Origin of the sequence: Vibrio sp. 10N.247.310.17, assembly GCF_041466605.1 — a bacterium.
GTDB classification, from domain to species: Bacteria; Pseudomonadota; Gammaproteobacteria; order Enterobacterales; family Vibrionaceae; genus Vibrio; species Vibrio tasmaniensis_A.
Map to the genome: position 1 here is coordinate 1 of NZ_JBFSTC010000107.1, position 17,315 is coordinate 17,315.

The following is a 17,315-nucleotide window of genomic DNA, read 5'->3' on the forward strand; positions in this document are numbered from 1 at the left end:
AGCTCGGAAGGATCCTTCAACCGATCACTTTGGCTTTAACTGATCGGCATTACCCCAAGGAGAGCCCTTTTACTTCGGCTTCAGGTCCAATTTTGGCAGTAACGAAGATAATGGGGATATGCGCGGTGTTGGGCTGTTCTTTGAGCTGTCTGCAAATTTCATAACCGTCAATATCAGGCATCATGATATCGAGGAGAATGAGGTCTGGCTGAGGCACCATCTTGGCTATCTTGATGCCAATGGTACCGTTAATTGCGACTTTGACTTGATAGGTATCTTTAAGTATTGCAGTCAACACATCCAAATTGCTTGGGGTGTCATCCACGACTAACACTATGGGTTTACGACTCATTGATACCTCGTATAAAAATCAAACAGTTATAAACATAGTGTAGAACGATTTTTAGAGGTTAATCAGAAAAAATAGCAATTGTTTATTGAAAATGAAGAGTAGATCTTCGAGTGACATCAAACCAACGTTTGTCGAAGTATGACCAGTCAATATTACGTCGATTAAGTCATTATAATACAAAGGAAATTATACAGATTACTTTTGAATCCAGACCTTTTATTAACAAAATACAAACTGGCAAAAACAAAAAGAGCTCCTCACTTGGGAGCTCTTTTCACTTAAGTCATTAGAGAATCAAATAGCCTAGCGAACCAATAACCTAACGACCTGAATAATACATACAGATTCGAACACCATCGAACTCACGAATCTCAAATGGGATCTCGTAGATCGACTCCATCACTGACTTTTCAACCACTTCAGAGACCTTGCCCGACTTAACTACTTGGCCCCTCTTCATCGCGACAATGTTATCTGAGTAACAAGAAGCAAAGTTGATGTCGTGAATCACAATAACCACCGCCTTATTAAACTCATGCGCTAGGCGACGTAGCGTCTGCATGATTTCAACCGAGTGTTTAATATCTAGGTTGTTTAGTGGCTCATCCAAGAACACATAATCCGTATCTTGCGCCACAACCATCGCGATAAACGCCATTTGACGCTGACCACCACTCAATTCATCAAGGTATCTGTTTTGGATATCGGTAATGCCAAGGTGCTCTAGCGCTGTATCGACGATCTTATGATCTTCGTCTTTCAAGCGACCTTGAGAATGCGGAAAACGCCCAAAACAGACCAACTCACGAATCGTAAATCGCATATTGATGTTGTTTGATTGTCTTAACACAGCAAGGTGCTTCGCAAGCTCTTTGGTATCCCATTCAGCCAGTAATTTATCGCCAATAACGACCTCGCCCGCATCACTTTCGGTTAAGCGACTCGCCATAGAAAGCAGAGTACTTTTACCCGCACCATTTGGGCCAATGATAGAAGTCACTTCCCCTTTAGGGAACATGGCACTGGCATCATCCACCACAAGTGTCTTGCCATACTTCTTACTCAAACCTGTTAATTTAATCACTACTTATTACCTTTACTGAATTCTGGTGCGTAACAACAAGAACATAAAATACAAACCGCCGACCAAGTTAATGATCACGCTCACAGTGGTTTCAAACGCCATTACTTTTTCAATGAACCATTGGCCTGAAACCAATAGAACGACCGCTAACAAACTGCTCGCGATGATAAGCACACGATGTTGATAAGATTTGAATATCTGACGAGCTAAGCTCACGGTGATTAAACCAAAGAACAGCACAGGGCCAACCAAAGCCGTCGATACTGCGACCATCACTGACACAATCACTAAGGTAATCTGAGTCAATCGCTTGGTGTTAACGCCCAAGCTTGTCGCGTTATCAACACCAAGCCAAAGCACATCAAGCTTAGGCGCTAACAACCACAGGCCAAGCAAGCTCAAACCCAGTGGAATAAGGCTGAGGTAAACCAGTTCGCCTTTCACGTTATTGAAGCTCGCGAACATCACATTTTGCAGCACGGCAAACTCGTTCGGGTCAATCAACATCGCAAGGAAGTTAGCCAAGCTTGAGAATACGCTGCCGCACACAATACCAATCAACAACAGTGTAAATACGTTGTTTCGCTTGCTCTTGAAGTAAAAATGGAACAGCGCAAACGAGAACAAGATCATCACAGTCACAGACAATGAAAAGTTTGCGATTGAATCAATCACCCAGAAACTGGTACTGCCAAACACAAACAGAAGCACCGTTTGAACCAGCATATACAGACTGTCAAAGCCCAAGATGGATGGGGTTAGAATTCGATTATTAGTGATGGTTTGGAAAACCAATGACGATGCAGAAATCGCCACCGCAGCCAACACAATCGACAGCAGTTTGGGTAGTCGCAAAGACAAGAAGAACTCGTAGTTATCCCACGTAAGTCCCTGCCCCACAAATACTGCCGACATACCCAAAGACGCGATAGCCAGAATCGCAATTTTTACTGAATCACGCATTCGACTTGTCTCTCATGATCAGGTAGATAAAAATCAAGCCGCCAAAGACACTGATTACCATTGAAATTGGAATCTCGTAAGGGAAGATAACGACTCGAGCCAACAAGTCGCAGGCCAATACCAAGATCACGCCCCAGTAGGCTGTCCAAGGCAGAATTTTCTTCATGTTATCGCCCATCATCAACGACACGATATTCGGCACGATAAGGCCAAGAAATGGGATAACACCAACGATCATCACCACTGAAGAGGCGCAGATAGCAACCAATGCAACACCAATGAAGACGATCTTCTGATAATTGAGGCCAATGTTTTTTGCGAAGCTTTCACCAATACTTGCCGCACTGAACTGACTCGCAAAGTAATAAGCCAACACACATGCAGGAACCGCGAGGTAAAGGATTTCATAGCTGCCTTGCAATACACTCGCAAAGTTCGCCATCGTCCAAGCCGACATGGTTTGTACTAAATCGTATTTGTAAGCGATAAAGGTTGTTAGAGATGAGACAACGTTGCCATACATGATGCCAATCAAAGGTACCAACACCGCATTCTTGAACTTCAAGTGTTGTAGAAAGCGGACCAATAGCATAGTGCCTAACACCGCAAACGCAAAGATAAAGCCTAAGTAGCTCCATTGAGCGGCATTACCCAGCACCAGAATACCGACGATGTACCCCAACATGGCGCAATCAATCGTGCCCATCGTAGAAGGTGCAGCAAACTTATTCTGAACAATCTGTTGCATTATCAAGCCAGCAACACTCAAGCCGGCACCGGCAAGCACAATCGCGAACAGTCGAGGGATCCGACTAACAACATAAATAGAGTTGGCGTGTTGGTTGCCATTGAAAAAATCGCTAAAACTGATCTCAGCGACTCCAATCATTAATGACGCAACGCATAACACAACAAGAAATACAGCAGCTGCAATGGGTTTCAACATAGAAGTAATACTAAAGGTAGGATCGGGGAGACCGTATAAAAAAGTGAAAAAGGGCTTATAAGAACACTCTTATAAGCCCGAGAATCTGATGACTAGTAACTATTGAATCGTACGTTCAATGTCTCCAAGCATTCTGTGAATCGCTGTTACGCCGCCACCTACCAGATACCAAGCACTTGAATCAAGGTAAACGATGTTGCCTTGCTGCGCTGCAGGTGTTGCTGCAACCAGTGGGTTGTCAAACAGCTGTTGTGCGCGCCCTTCTGACTTACCGATCGCTTTTTCGCGGTCAAGCACGTAAAGCACTTCAGGTTTTGCGTCAGCAATATATTCAAACGAGATTAGATTGCCGTGATTCCCTTTAATCGGAGCCACTGTCGCACTCTTTGACTCCACAAAGCCAAAGTCATCAAAGATGATTGAGAAGCGACTGCCCTTATTGAACATCGTAATGTTGTTGCCGTTGTTCATTAGCATCATTGCTGACGTTTCGTCAGACGCGACTTTGTCGTTAACCGCCGTGATAGAAGCTTGAGTCTCTTTAATGAGCGCTTCTACTTTAGCTTGCTTACCAAAGAGCTTGCCTAGCGCGCGCCAGTTTTGCTGAGCATCAGCCCAGTATTTGTCACCTTCAATAGAGAACATGATGGTCGGAGCTATTTTTGCTAGTTGATCGTAAACCTTAAGCATACGGTTTTCGGCAATGATGATGTCAGGCTTCAGCATGTAGATAGCTTCAAAATCAGGTTCACTCAATGAGCCCGTATTTGCCGTCGTATCTTTGTACGAAGCTAGATAGTCAGGCATTAGGCTGTGAGGCGCGCCAACTGGCTGTATACCAATCTGATCAAGCACATCCAAGCTACCAAAGCCAAGTACTACAACGCGCTGTGGTACTTCGGTAAACTGCACCGTGCCCTTTACGTGTTCAATAGTGATTGTTTCCGCTTGAGCGGTCATTATCAATGATGATGCAAGAGCGATAGCAAGCCCACCCAATAACTGACGAACTGAATTGATTGTTTTCTTCATGTGTCTTCCTTTGCCAAGGATACAAACCACCACTCATGACAATAAAAGTCACATTACTCATAGATGAGCATGGGGCGTACACAACGGCTAAATAACGATAATTTAAAGTCTGTCATTGCTTTGACAACAAACCTGTAACGCAAGTGAGAACTATTATCAATTATATTTGCGTTAAATTAGCGACACAACAACTTTATTATTCAGAAATGTAAAAGTGAGTATTCATGTTTTGCGTAGTCGGGAGATATATTAGGAATCAAAAATAGCAAAAAGCGCGAAGAGGAAAATGATCATCAATCTGAAGAAAAAACCTGATGGGGGAAAATGTCCGAAAACCCTGTAATTACAACGCTAAACCTCCTAATTACAACGCTAAACCTCAGAGTCACAAATTGCAATTTACAATGTAAAGACCAAGTATAACAGACACTTAACCACCACTAAATTAATACCTCAATTAAAACCACCAATGACAAAGAATACGAAGCGGTGCAAAACAGAGCCTCAGTCAGATACCTTGGTCAATCCCCTGTCCTTCGTTCATTTAACTATCAATAAGCGACGGCAAATCATTCAAAAATATTTTTAAATTTAATTAGAAATAGGGTTGTAATTTAAAAAACTAGGCGTATAGTTCGCCACCTGGCTCTAATCTATAGAGCTGTTAATGCTAAAGTAAGTCCAAGTTCCACATAGACAGTTCTCGATTCCCTCGTTACACCATCTCTGCGTCAGCTTTCACCCAGATAGTCATTCAATAGCTTTTAAATTCGATCCTACTACCGATCTCTCGTCATTCGCTCTTTTATCAGCGAAGTCAGAATAGATCGATCACTTAAATACAAATGTAATAAACACAAGGCACAGTTATGTCACGCAGAACAACACGACAAACCCATTGGTACCAACTATCACGCGAAAAAACAGTCAATAAACTAAAAGGTAATAAATGCTCAAGATTAAAATAGACTTACACAAAGAAGAGATTTCATGGGTCACCGAGATTCGACAGCTCAATAGCGATATACTCCACCGCCACATATTGCCCAAGCTACAACATCACAGTTATCTCATCGACTTTGAATTTAATGAACGAGAAAGCATCGGAACTATCGTTTCAGGCAACGGAAACACCCTAGGACATTTCACACTCCTATAGCATTTCCCATCGGCTACAGAAAGAAACACCGTCTAGTTCGACAGATATAAAAAAGTCAAAGATGTCACCCTCAATTCGCTCTAGCAGAACAAAATAGAGTAGAAGTAAAACAGATCAGAAACCTAGCCCTTTTTGCATTTCACACGCGGCTAACGCTAGCTAGGTTATCGTGCTCCTATTGAAACCAACTTATATCAAACTCTGAATCACCAATGAGTCATTATCATTGCATTCATGGACTAATAAGTTAACGGCATCGACCTTAACTTTTGATCAAGAGTATATAAGTGCTCTGCAGCTTGCATGTGTTGAGGGTAATCGCTGAATTTCTCACGATTCTCCTCATTCATCTTACATGTCTCATCCACCAGCATTAACTTCCAATACAGCTTTGTTGTATGCAGCATCGCCAGTAAAGGTTTGAACACCTCTTTCTCATAAGCTTGAATCAACTCTTCAATCAACTCGTCACGTTCGTCTTCACTTGCGATTGAACCTTCGGTTGCCGACAACACTTTTTGATACTTCAGGTTTTGTTGCAGCTTATCCATCACCGTTTGGTTTTCTTCCGCTAACTCAACAAGCTTCGACTTAATAATGTTCACCCAATTCTCTTGGCTAAGAACCCCATCATCGATACTCGCAAAATCTTCACGTATTTGACGTTCGACGTCTTTTTGAGCTTTCTTCAAAACCGCACGCACCTTTTGGAAAGGCAGCTGATATTCCTTACTTAGCTCGATAATCAGTTTATGAAAACCACCATTTGGCAGGTGTAAGTTTTCTTTAAACGTCGCCATTGCGGCTTCTTGCTGTTCTGTAAGGTGAGTCATTCTGTTTCCTATTCTTTATCACTTATGGTGCTGAGCCCGCGATCATACCACTATTACCCTCGTTTTTTCGGTAACTTGATAGGTTACATCTAGCTACGTACTTAATTTCTCTCAACACGTTATCTTTTGGCTAGTTATTAATCCATATGGCGTTAAATGGTAAAACTGATCATCGATTAAAATCCATACTACTCCTGTTCCAACAAAACAGACTTCTAACTTATACAGGTACTTAAATGAAAAAGATTGCACTTAAGATTGAGACTGCGCAAGTCGGATACTCACCAAGCTCGCCACCATGATGGCTAAATAGAAACTGCCGATAATGGACTCCATGAACACAAAGAATTGAGCAATAGGCAAAGCCGGTGATATGTCGCCATAGCCAACCGTGGTCAAGGTGATAAAGCTAAAGTACATCGCATTGAACAAGTTGGTCAGCCAGATTTGCTCTTCTAACCCGTTAAATGCATTAGGGAAGATTTCTAAAATCAACAAGTAGATAGTCGACCAAGCGAACCCTAACAACAAGTAAATACAGATAGAACCAATAATATGATTGGGCGTCACCGTCTTTGCTTTCATTACCTGTTTGAGAGCGGAATAAATATGTGAGAACAGAAACACCGCCAATGCCGTTAACGTCACTATCGAAAGGTTATAGTCCTCCAAAAACGAGAATACCCCCGACACCGTAGCGGTTATCAATAGCAGACCATACCAAGAGCGATACAAGGCTCGCTCTTTATGTATTCCCACTATCGAAACAGCCAAAGTAATAATGATCAAAAACAGAATGGTCTTTTGACCTTGCGGATAAAACTGCTGCATCACCGCGCAACCAAAAAACAACACCAACAGTGCATAGAATAAGAAGTAGAAGTTGTCGTCTTTAGAGACTGGCTTCATCTATTTTTCCTCTGCCTCTGCTGGTTTTTTCTCAGTTTCTTCTTGGTTTTTCTCTTCAAGTCCAAGCCATGCCATCATCAGCTCATAGCTTAAACTCAGTATCACAGCACCAACAAACAGACCAACGATGCCTGACATCGCCATTCCGCCCAATGCACCCAGTAGAATAACCAACATTGGGATATGAGAGCCGCGGCTCAATAGCATCGGTTTCAAAATAGCGTCACTGCCACTGACCAAAATACACCACACTAAGAACAGGCTCGCCGCTAGCGTCGATTCAACACTGAACATGTAAATAATTGCAGGTAATAAAGCAAGAATCGGCGGAAGTTGAATAATTGCAATGAGCAGAACAGCTAATGCCCAAAACGCAGCCGCAGGAACGCCTGCAATAACTAAACCAATTGCTGACATAATGGATTGAATCACAGCAACACCTATCACACCCTGCACGACACTACGTACCGTTGATTTAGATAACTGTACCAACTCTTCACCTTTACCATCGGTTAGGCGAGCCACTAAGTGAGTGACCCCCGTTTGGCACTTATCGGCGTTACTCATAAATGCGCCAGCAATGATGGTAGAAATAATAAACTGAATAAACCCACCGCCGAGAGAGCCTAAAACAGAAGCAGCTTTCGTCGCAAACTGTTTCAGTTCGTCAGCATACTTTATGAACGTACCTTCAATATTATTGGAGGCAGCTACCAAGGTTGAATATACCTTCTCCCCAATGAATGGAATATCTTGTAAAGACTCTTTGGGTTTCGGCAGAGACAGGGTTCCGTCCTGTAGCCCTGTCATTAGGTCCGAAGCACTGGTGTAAATACCGGAAGAGAGCGCAACTAAAGGAATGAGCAGTAACAGTACTCCGATAAAGCTCAGTAATGCGCTGGCTTTTCCTTTCGACATTCCCGTCTTATTTGAAATCGCGACAGCAACTGGATAGAGCGCAGTCGCAATGATCGCCCCCCAAATAACCAGTAGAATGAATGGGCGTAAAATCGCAAAACACCAGTAGACTAGCATAGCAATCGCTGCAATTTTGATGGCAGCGTCTATCGCCTGTTTTGAAAAATCGTCGGTTAACTTCATGAGACGTCCTTGTTAGACAAAATTAATGCTGATTTTGTAGAAACTTCCAATTCCGAGTTTCTAGGAATAAAGAGGCCAAAATCATATATATGCCAATTAGCAATAATTGGAATATGCGAATAAAAGTGTTGCTATCGATATCGCCGGAGCTCATCAATGTGCTACCGACAAGTACTAGCAAGGTACTAAATGCAGTGGCGAAAATCGGTGCTTTTTCGGGAACCGTGTAGATTTTCTTAGCAATCACAATAGCGACCAAGCCTATGAATAAAGAGTAGAAGATAATATTCGGAACAATCGAAAGGATTGAAAAAGCAGCAATCGCGAGCAATCCCCCGATACCGTTACTTATCACCAGAAAAGCGCTCAACTTTATCGACTTCTCTGACGTAATCATCAACGATAACAACGCAATGAACATCATTGTCAGCAAAGCTTCAGATATTTGAAAAATAAAGAAAAAACACACCACTGGATAGGAGATAATCATCGCCCTAAAGGCCGCATACCAACGCTGTTTCTTTTCGAGTGGCGCAGCAGCGAAGCCAGAGAACGCCGACTTAGGTTCAGGGAAGAAGACATGAACCAGCGCAAAAATAGTCACCGACACTACACCAGAAGTCGCTAAACCTGATGCCAGCATTACTGAAACGCCAGGGTTATCAATCGCCATGAATGGCAACATCAAGACAGCAATCAACAGTATGGTAGCGAACAGATTCCATTTAGGGTCGACAAACAAGTAGTAACCCCAAAGCATCATTAGCCCCACTAAAATCAGTAGTGGGATCGGGTAATGGGTAATTCCTCGCGACAGCAATAAACCTAACCCCATGGTGACAACAACAGCCAATAACAATTCGTAGACCGTTTCCTTATGGAGATTTGGTTTATCAATTAAGAACTTAGCAGTGAACACTGGCGCCACAAACGCAAGTGGCCAGTTTATCCATGCAGCCAAGAAAACAGCCAACGTGACCCCTACGGTAAACCGCAGGATCCGTTGCTGTGTTTGTTGGTCAGGAATCGGCTTATCGGACATAAGACAATACGCTAATCAGACGAATCCATACTTTGCCTATCGCGTTGAACACAAAGTTGTCGCCGCTATAAACAATCACATCCGCTTGGCCGCCCACTCGAAGCATGCCTTGCATCTCATCTCGTTCAAATTCGATAGTGATAGGAAGCATCTGTGTTTGACGCAACCAACCCGTTTGTTGGCTAGCTTGAGCAAGCTTACCTGCTTGATCATTTTGTCCCCAATCAACACCCCAATCGATGCTACTCACTCGCCCTTTCACGATTTGTCCTGGAGCGAAATCCAATGCCACTTCCACTTCATCACCGACGGTTACGTTACCAAGGCTATTTTCACGATAATAAGCTTCAATCCAGATATCTTCCGTCGAAACAAAAGTCATGATCGGTTGACCTGCTGATGCGTAAAAACCCTCAGAAAGGCTAAAGTTAGAAACGCCACCTTGTGTCGGTGCTGTAATCACGGTGCGCTCTAGGTTCAACTGTGCCTGTTCAAGTGCTAACAACGCCGCTTTCACTTGGCTGTTTTCCTGACCTTCTTTACCCATTTGTTTCTTAGCACGGTCAAGGTCAGCTCCTGCATTGACAACCGCCGCTCGAGACGTTGCAAATGATATGCACGTCTAATAATGCAACAATATATACAGGATTGTATTCCAATGACCTCTAGTCACTACCAAGTCCCGGTAATTCAAACGAACTACGCTAAAATTCTGGTTCAGGTATTTTCTGACTATGGCCTTGATTTACATCTGTTGCTTAAAGATTCCGGTTTACCACCCGACCTTATCGAATCAGAAAGTGATTTTGTGCCATCGGAATCCATTAAGCGTTTGATTTATCTTACATCTGCACAACTCGGCGTATCTCGGTTCACCGATATTCTTGGACTCGCATTTCGACGTCGAATCATCCCAAATGTCTTGCATCAATTTACCGAATTCGAAACCATTGGTGATGCACTAAAACAGATCAATTCAATCTTTGCCTACGACTCCCCAGGGAGCAAGGTCGAGTTTATTCAAGAACACGGTCAGAGCTGGTTTTGTCGAACCGCCCCGGAAGACAATTCCCCTATGTTTCAATGGGGAGAAGCTTTTGCGATTACATATATCATTGAATTAATAACCATTTTATCCCAATCGCCATGGTTACCTAATAAGGTGCGTCTACAAGGACATGACATCGATGTCGTCAAAACACTGGTGCCAAGTAGCTGCCAACTGTTTGTTGATCAGTCGTCGACGGCTGTACTTATTCCTGAAGAAATCTTACAACTCCCAATTAGCCTAACCTCTAAAGAACTCAGTGCTAAACCGACACTTATTGAGTGGCATACCAGCTTTACCGATAGCGTTTATGAGCTTCTAAAGCCGTACATGAAAGAACAAGATCTCTCTCTCGAAGAAGCCGCTGAGTTACTCAACTTTTCGGTGCGAACGTTCCAACGCAAACTCAAGAACGAAAACACCACTTATCGAAAAATCAAAGAGAACCTGATGTTTTCGGTAGCTTGCGAACTGATGGAAGAGGGCCATACGCTGACCTACATCTCTAGCCAACTCGGCTACACCAACATCTCTCATTTTTCTCGTGCGTTTAAGCGTGTGTCTGGTCTTACGCCGAAGATTTACCAACGTTCAATTTTGGACTAAGTGTAGTTTTGGACTAAGTACAATCTGGCCTCCCTCTCAGTTCCATTTGTAAGAGTGTCGCTAGATCTATCGCGCCCCAAAGCTCCTCTACGTCTTGTACCCTAAAATAAATAATCATACTTACTCCTCTTTAAGTCGAAGTACCATCTTGGATCAATCTCGACAGAGATACTTACCATAATGCGCCACACCCACTTTAAGAGCTGTTTCGCATATAAAATAATAAGCGTTTGAAAGTTATAAGTTTATCTCCTAAGTTTTTTATACCCCTTACTCAGGAAGATGTAGATGAGCAATATAGAAAAAGTATATGGATTTAATACGCCCCAACGGCTCTTTGTCGGTTACACACTCGCCGTACTCGTTGATTTAACCGTTCTCAATTTTTTTGATGAATATTGGGATTTCGTCAATATCGAGTCTTTCACCATCTCATTTGCTGCTGCGATTTTGCTACAGCTGTTGCTCAAGTTATCCATCGGCTTAGAACATAAGCTCGCGGATTACTTCAAGTCGAAACCCGGCACTGCCCCTAAGATCTACAGAGGCCTGTCGAGCTATGTGATTCTCGTCGGTTCAAAATTCGTGATGCTAGAAGCCATCAACATTCTATTTGGTGACAAAGTGGATTTCACGGGGCCTTGGAACGGTGTCGTCGCCTTCTTTGCAGTGGTATTTACCATTCTGGTTGCCGAAGTGATTGTTTCTAAAATCTACTTTGCATTGGATGACACGCAGAAAACCGAAAAAGCCTAAGCGCTCTATCGATTTTCAAGTGAACTGCAAACAATAAGTGGGCTACTCGGGAAGCCGATAACGTTGCATCACTAAAAAGCAAAACGCTTTCCGAAGGATCGGTTAAAAGCGTTTTGCGCTTTTTTGAGGGAGTGTTGACGGAGATGAGCTTAGAATGACGAGGTTATTTCTCCCTCGCCAGGATTAAGACCACTTTTAGCTCGCTCCAAATTTAACCGCGAAAGATCTGCGTACCAAGAACGATCTCACGTGATCATAAATCAGATTAAACACAAACGCGTAAATGGTAATAAAAATGGTCACGCCGATATCCATTAAAAATGCCGGCCAAATCCCCACATTAAGCAAGAAAGCCATCACTGGGATCGTCGCTATCAACAAGCCTGCTTCAAACAAAACCACATGGAATATTCTCAGCTTAAGTGAACGCTGAGATTTTTCACCCGTAAAGTAGCGATCAAAAATGCGGTTAAAACAGTAATTCCAAATCATAGCGATTGTCGCAACAACTATCATGGTTCCTGATAAGGCATTCACATCATGATCGGTAAATATCGCCAACCCCATAATTGAAAGTGTTACGGCCAAAACTTCGAATAACACTGAGTGGAACACTCTTTCTAACGTACTCATACATTCCTCTAAATAATCTAGTATGTGTTGGATTAGCTCGGATTATGTCATCGAAAATAATAAGAGAAAGTTAACAGCCATCACGATTAGTGATAGCCTGAGCATTATCATCCCATTTGGTATTGAGCGAGAGGTAACATGTACAGTTTTGAGCAATTAAAAGTCTTCGTCACCGTGTGTGAAAGTGGCTCTTTTTCTGCTGCAGCACGCAAGCTGAAACGCGCTCAGTCTGGTGTCAGCCAATCGATCGCCAACCTAGAAATAGCTATCGACCAAGAGCTGTTTAACCGCGAGAAAAACATCCCTGTTTTGACCAACACAGGTAAAGCCTTATTGCCTGTCGCTAAGTCGATTCTCGACCAACAAAAGTACTTCGACCAAAAAGTAGAATCGCTGACACATGAAGATGAACACGAACTGATCATTGCCATTGATGAGAGCATCATAGATAAGAATTTCATTAAGATAATCAGCTCACTAGCCGATCAGTTTCCAATCACACATTTCGATATTATTACCACCTCAACCTTCGATGTTGAAGACTTAGTCAGACGCGGCAAAGCACAGATTGGCATCATCTATGCGGATGGTGAACTTAAAGTAGATATGGACTTCTTCTTACTGGGTCAAGCACGTTTTCTTACAGTTAGCTCCGCCACTCACGAGCTGAGCCAAATGCCCGTCGTTCAAGACTCAGACCTAAAGCGCTACCGCCAATGTGTGCATCGTAGTTCTAAGCAGCGCGAATTGTGGTTCACCTATGGCATCAGCTCCATGATTTGGTATGCCAACAACCACAAAACGATCATCGATCTCGTTGAACAGAACGTAGGGTGGGCAAATGTGCCTGAAATGATGGTGATGGAAGGGATTCAGAAAGGTGATCTCGTAGCACTGCCAGTGGCACACGAGCATGGTGGTTGGATTACTCCAGTGGGTTGCTTAGTGTCTCGCAGTCATATCAATGGCCCAGTGTTAACAAGTTTACTTGAAAAACTAAAAGGCCACTCATTAGAGAACAATCAGTGGCAAGCCAACTAATCTTCCCCAATCCTTGAGTTCAGCCTATTTTAGCAACTGAATCCTAAATCAATGACGGTGGTGTTTTCTCCAGCACTACCTCATTTCCACTTTTTGTGCCGATAATTTTCTTTGTCGTGTGGATAAAACACCCTAGTTGATATCCCAAAGTGACATAACTAGTATGCGATCCCAAGGGGGTTGTCTTATCAAACTGATATCGACAAAACCAAATCGCTCTTTAACACCACTGACCCAACTTCAAATCTCCCACATAAGTGCCCCTGCCCTGCAACCACTTGTGAAAGCTTCAAATAGATCACTTTTGAATATTGATTCGCACCCAGTTTATGAGCCCTCTTCGAGTGCTTTTTTATATCTAAATGAACCTTTTGGAAAATTTGTCGTGAACGTTTTAAGAAATATTTGCCCTGAGAAAATGGGCAAAGAGCGTAACAAACGAGAGTATGATTTACGCGTACTTAATTGTGTCAGTGAAAGCGAGTATGAATCGCGTATGGCAGTTTGGAATAGCTTAACTTTGGTTGCTACTCCGTCTGTTTCAGAAACAAAAGGCTTCATCGATGAGGCTTTCAACAAACTTCAGCAAGACTTGAAAGAAGCGAGCCGCGAGTTATCGATTAACTACACGGACTTCATTGCAATGGCGCATGAAGAACTTAACTACATTAAGGTGTTTGTTACTGATAAGACCGCACAATACGGCTGGTATGCCGCGATCGTTCTTATGATCATCGGTACTGTTGCTTTATGCGCTCAGTAAACAAAACTGTGTATTCAATAAATTGTCTTAAAAGCTCAAGCGATAGGCCAATTTAGCCTTTCTATGAGCCTGTTGTTTAACTAGAAAACAAATGGTTAACCTCATTTGTTTTCTAGCCGATACCCCTTCACTCCCCCATTAGAGCCAACAGATCCTGCGTCGCTTGTTTTGGATCTTCAGCGTGACATATCGCAGATACCAGTGCTAACCCATGAATGCCGCTCTCAACTAACTGCGGGATGTTCGATTCGTTAATTCCACCAATACCGACAATCGGTAACTTCGTTGTCTCCAACGCCATTTTAATGCCGTCATAACCCCAATGTTTCTTAAGATTCGTCTTGGTCGGTGTGGCAAAAAGCGCACTGAGGCCAATGTAATCAATAGGCAAACTATCGGCTTCTCGAAGCTGTTGTTCAGTTTCAATCGACAAACCAAGAATCTTGTCTGGGCCAATCAACTGACGTGCTAACTCAGCAGGCATATCAGACTGTCCTAAATGTAAGCCGTCAGCATCCACAGCCAACGTAACGTCTACCCGATCGTTAATGATCATCGGGACACCAGAGCCAGCCAAAATCGACTTAACGGCCTGCGCACGTTCAATAAAAGCTCTGACATCTCCATGCTTCTCTCTTACTTGAACCATAGTGACACCACCAGCGATTGCTTGTTCAACGACAAACTTAAGCGTTTCAAGATCTTGCTGGTCATCAGTAACCAAGTAGAGCTTATAAGGGTTCATATCGTGCCTTTGGAGTCGGAGTCTAAATTGCGTTTCTACTATTTTACCGACAATTTGCATCATGTGCATGGAAGTTAATAAACAATTAGCTCAATTAAGCATGCTTCAACAAATATGCAACCCATTGAAACGATACTAAAAAACCGGATTTTTTAACGAAAGCGTTACTTATTACACAAACTATTCACTTAAGCCTGCCCAGAACACTGTTTTATGGAATACTTCGCAGTGAAGGAATCAGGTAAATATAGGGATAGTTATGCGCCACCTTTCTATAGCATTTAAGATCAAGCTAGGTTATGCCATCTGCTTGCTCTTTTTCGTCATTTCAGGCTTTGTGAGTTACAAAGGTATCCAAACCTTGTCGAACGGCTTTAGCCAATACAGTGTACTTAGCCAGAAAGCGACACTGTCAGGCAACATTCAAGTGCATTTTCTGCAGATGCGCTTAGCCTCTGAACGTTACTTAGAGTCATTGGATGAGCAATACGAAACGAATTATCAATCAAGCAAACTCGCGATTGATGAACTGCTCAACAACTTAATCCAAACCACCACCAAAACCGATAGCCTAGCTAGCCTGCAATTAGTGCAAGACAGCGTGGCGGCATTTGACACGGCTTATGGATCAATGAAACAGAGCCAGCTGCTCATCGACCAATTGGTGAATGTCGAGATGGTCAAACGAGAAACCAACGCCCTCAAAGCCGCGCAAAGCTTGTTGTATGAGTCGTACAACAACAATGATCCAAACGCGAGCTTATACGCGGGTATGTTGATGGAGAACTTCCTCGCAGCCAAGATCACTGTACTGAGTTACTCAAACAACAACGACCTAAAAACCTATGAAGCGGGTAAAGATATCTTTGAATACGCGTTGCCGGGTATTGAAGGCGACATTGAGTCTCTTAAATCATCCCCTTACCAAAGCGAGTTGATTGAAGATTTCTCTAACCAGCGCGAAGCGTATGCAAAAGGCTTTGAACAAGTTCATCAGCAGATGATTGAGAACACGCAAAGAACTGCGACTCTTGCCTCGATTGGTGACAGCTTGGCTATTGCGGTCGCGGATGCTCAACGTATTCTAGAGCAACAGAAACAAGCATTAACGCCAGAACTGCAAGCCAGTGAAAAACGTTCAGTTCAAATCATCTTCTTGCTAACGGGTGTGGCTTTGGTGATTGGCATGACGAGCGCTGTGTTGGTGACTCGTTCTATTACCAAAGGCATCGCACAGGTTAAACAGATCACCAATGAGCTTTCTCAAGGCAACTTAAATGTTGAAGTGAACATCGAAAGCAAGAACGAGATCGGTGAACTGCTAACCAACATGGAGATCACCATTGAATCTCTGCGCGATATTGTTGGTCAAGTGAACCGCTCTAGTGTACGTATTGGTGAGATGTCGGAGTCGCTGAATCAAGTGACCAATAACAGCTCGACCAACGCAACACAGTTGAACAATGAGATGACCAATATCTCTTCTGCCGTTGATCAATTGGCTTCGAGCACATCAGAAATTGCTGCAAGTGCTAACCACGCGTCTCAAGTTGCAAACCAAGCAACCGAGAATGTGGCGATGGGCCTGAAAGAAGTAGACAAAACACTACATGAAATTGGCAGCGCCGATGAAAGCATGCAGGTCAGCAGCCAGAAAGTGACGGACCTACACAAAGAGTCGATGAACATTGGCGCCATTCTTGAAGTAATCAAAGGCGTTTCTGAGCAAACCAACCTGTTGGCATTGAATGCGGCTATCGAAGCCGCTCGCGCAGGTGAACAAGGTCGTGGATTTGCCGTGGTAGCCGATGAAGTAAGAACGCTCGCTAAGCGCACCCAAGATTCTGCAAGCCAGATTGATGAACTCATCACCTCACTGCAACGTGGCGCTAAAGATGCGTTAGAGTCGATCAAAGAGAGCCACAGCACGGTTTCAGATGCTTCAACTCAGGCACAGCAAGCTTCTCAGAACTTACATGTGATCAACCAACACATTCAAGATCTGAACCAAGCCAATAGCCAGATCGCAGTATCTGTCGACGAGCAAGATTGCTTAACCAAGTCGTTGGGTGAAAACGCGCAAGGTGCCAATGCCATCGCGCAGAGCAACCAAGAGTCTGTAAGCAGTATTTCTGGCGCAGCGAGCGACTTAACCGAAGTTGCTCATCACTTAGAAAACCAAGTGAATCGATTTAGAACCTAACGAAACCAGCCTTAACACAGCTGACACGGTTCCGAACCAAGAATAAAAAGGTTCATCGCGGATTAGCGGGAACTTAAAACAAAAACGGTAGTAAGTGAT

General features: G+C 43.3%; 16 protein-coding genes and 2 pseudogenes. 6 read left to right on the forward strand and 12 right to left on the reverse strand.

Annotated features, from left to right (window positions below; translation table 11 throughout):
• Nucleotides 1-52 precede the first annotated feature (52 nt).
• From AB6D80_RS21510 to AB6D80_RS21530, 5 genes and pseudogenes are all read right to left on the reverse strand, one after another.
• Nucleotides 53-352: pseudogene (locus tag AB6D80_RS21510) on the reverse strand (response regulator); the annotation flags it as partial.
• Nucleotides 353-671: 319 nt separating this feature from the next.
• Entirely contained in the window at nt 672-1,436 is a 765-nt protein-coding gene (locus tag AB6D80_RS21515; RefSeq protein ID WP_102257601.1) for an ABC transporter ATP-binding protein, read from the reverse strand.
• A gap of 12 nt (nt 1,437-1,448) precedes the next feature.
• Nucleotides 1,449-2,399 (reverse strand): iron chelate uptake ABC transporter family permease subunit, encoded by a 951-nt coding sequence (locus AB6D80_RS21520; protein ID WP_371707289.1) that lies wholly within the window; start codon nt 2,397-2,399, stop codon nt 1,449-1,451.
• Nucleotides 2,392-3,345 (reverse strand): ABC transporter permease, encoded by a 954-nt coding sequence (locus AB6D80_RS21525; protein ID WP_371707288.1) that lies wholly within the window; start codon nt 3,343-3,345, stop codon nt 2,392-2,394. Before AB6D80_RS21525 ends, AB6D80_RS21520 begins: the two co-directional genes overlap by 8 nt.
• Nucleotides 3,346-3,444: 99 nt before the next feature.
• Nucleotides 3,445-4,377 carry a siderophore ABC transporter substrate-binding protein gene (locus tag AB6D80_RS21530; protein WP_371996082.1) on the reverse strand — a complete coding sequence of 311 codons (933 nt, stop codon included), beginning with the start codon at nt 4,375-4,377 and terminating at the stop codon, nt 3,445-3,447.
• A 949-nt stretch (nt 4,378-5,326) separates the two neighbouring features.
• Here AB6D80_RS21530 and AB6D80_RS21535 point away from each other — a divergent pair.
• Entirely contained in the window at nt 5,327-5,536 is a 210-nt protein-coding gene (locus AB6D80_RS21535; protein WP_004731601.1) for a hypothetical protein, read from the forward strand.
• Nucleotides 5,537-5,775: 239 nt separating this feature from the next.
• Here the strand turns inward: AB6D80_RS21535 and AB6D80_RS21540 are convergent, their stop codons facing one another.
• The 5 genes and pseudogenes from AB6D80_RS21540 to AB6D80_RS21560 form a co-directional block, all read right to left on the reverse strand.
• Nucleotides 5,776-6,369: a hypothetical protein gene (locus AB6D80_RS21540; protein ID WP_122047456.1), complete on the reverse strand. Its 594-nt coding sequence runs from the start codon at nt 6,367-6,369 to the stop codon at nt 5,776-5,778.
• Between the two features lie 252 nt (nt 6,370-6,621).
• Nucleotides 6,622-7,278 carry a potassium channel family protein gene (locus tag AB6D80_RS21545; protein ID WP_017096360.1) on the reverse strand — a complete coding sequence of 219 codons (657 nt, stop codon included), beginning with the start codon at nt 7,276-7,278 and terminating at the stop codon, nt 6,622-6,624.
• Nucleotides 7,279-8,379 (reverse strand): AI-2E family transporter, encoded by a 1,101-nt coding sequence (locus AB6D80_RS21550; RefSeq protein WP_017096361.1) that lies wholly within the window; start codon nt 8,377-8,379, stop codon nt 7,279-7,281.
• Nucleotides 8,380-8,401: 22 nt separating this feature from the next.
• On the reverse strand, nt 8,402-9,421 hold the full coding sequence (locus AB6D80_RS21555) for a DUF2955 domain-containing protein (RefSeq protein ID WP_372189563.1): 1,020 nt from the start codon (nt 9,419-9,421) through the stop codon (nt 8,402-8,404).
• Nucleotides 9,411-10,034: pseudogene (locus tag AB6D80_RS21560) on the reverse strand (HlyD family secretion protein); the annotation flags it as partial. The pseudogene AB6D80_RS21560 and the gene AB6D80_RS21555, both read right to left, overlap by 11 nt.
• A 45-nt stretch (nt 10,035-10,079) precedes the next feature.
• Between AB6D80_RS21560 and AB6D80_RS21565 the strand changes: the two are divergent.
• Both AB6D80_RS21565 and AB6D80_RS21570 read left to right on the forward strand, forming a co-directional pair.
• Nucleotides 10,080-11,075 carry a helix-turn-helix domain-containing protein gene (locus AB6D80_RS21565; protein WP_371703856.1) on the forward strand — a complete coding sequence of 332 codons (996 nt, stop codon included), beginning with the start codon at nt 10,080-10,082 and terminating at the stop codon, nt 11,073-11,075.
• A 288-nt stretch (nt 11,076-11,363) separates the two neighbouring features.
• Nucleotides 11,364-11,831: a hypothetical protein gene (locus AB6D80_RS21570; protein ID WP_012600934.1), complete on the forward strand. Its 468-nt coding sequence runs from the start codon at nt 11,364-11,366 to the stop codon at nt 11,829-11,831.
• 195 nt (nt 11,832-12,026) lie between these two features.
• On the opposite strand, the gene AB6D80_RS21575 is transcribed toward AB6D80_RS21570, so the two are convergent.
• Nucleotides 12,027-12,464 (reverse strand): PACE efflux transporter, encoded by a 438-nt coding sequence (locus AB6D80_RS21575; protein WP_372189565.1) that lies wholly within the window; start codon nt 12,462-12,464, stop codon nt 12,027-12,029.
• 138 nt (nt 12,465-12,602) lie between these two features.
• On the opposite strand from AB6D80_RS21575, the gene AB6D80_RS21580 reads away from it, so the two are divergent.
• Nucleotides 12,603-13,505 carry a LysR family transcriptional regulator gene (locus AB6D80_RS21580; RefSeq protein ID WP_017101519.1) on the forward strand — a complete coding sequence of 301 codons (903 nt, stop codon included), beginning with the start codon at nt 12,603-12,605 and terminating at the stop codon, nt 13,503-13,505.
• A gap of 418 nt (nt 13,506-13,923) precedes the next feature.
• On the forward strand, nt 13,924-14,268 hold the full coding sequence (locus tag AB6D80_RS21585; RefSeq protein WP_372189568.1) for a thiamine-phosphate diphosphorylase: 345 nt from the start codon (nt 13,924-13,926) through the stop codon (nt 14,266-14,268).
• Between the two features lie 127 nt (nt 14,269-14,395).
• Here AB6D80_RS21585 and thiE read toward each other — a convergent pair whose 3' ends face one another.
• The gene (gene thiE / locus AB6D80_RS21590) at nt 14,396-15,013 is read right to left on the reverse strand and encodes a thiamine phosphate synthase (RefSeq protein ID WP_009844839.1); all 618 of its coding nucleotides are present in this window, start codon (nt 15,011-15,013) and stop codon (nt 14,396-14,398) included.
• A gap of 259 nt (nt 15,014-15,272) precedes the next feature.
• Here thiE and AB6D80_RS21595 point away from each other — a divergent pair, with 259 nt between their 5' ends.
• Nucleotides 15,273-17,216 carry a methyl-accepting chemotaxis protein gene (locus tag AB6D80_RS21595; RefSeq protein WP_009844838.1) on the forward strand — a complete coding sequence of 648 codons (1,944 nt, stop codon included), beginning with the start codon at nt 15,273-15,275 and terminating at the stop codon, nt 17,214-17,216.
• Nucleotides 17,217-17,315: the final 99 nt, after the last annotated feature.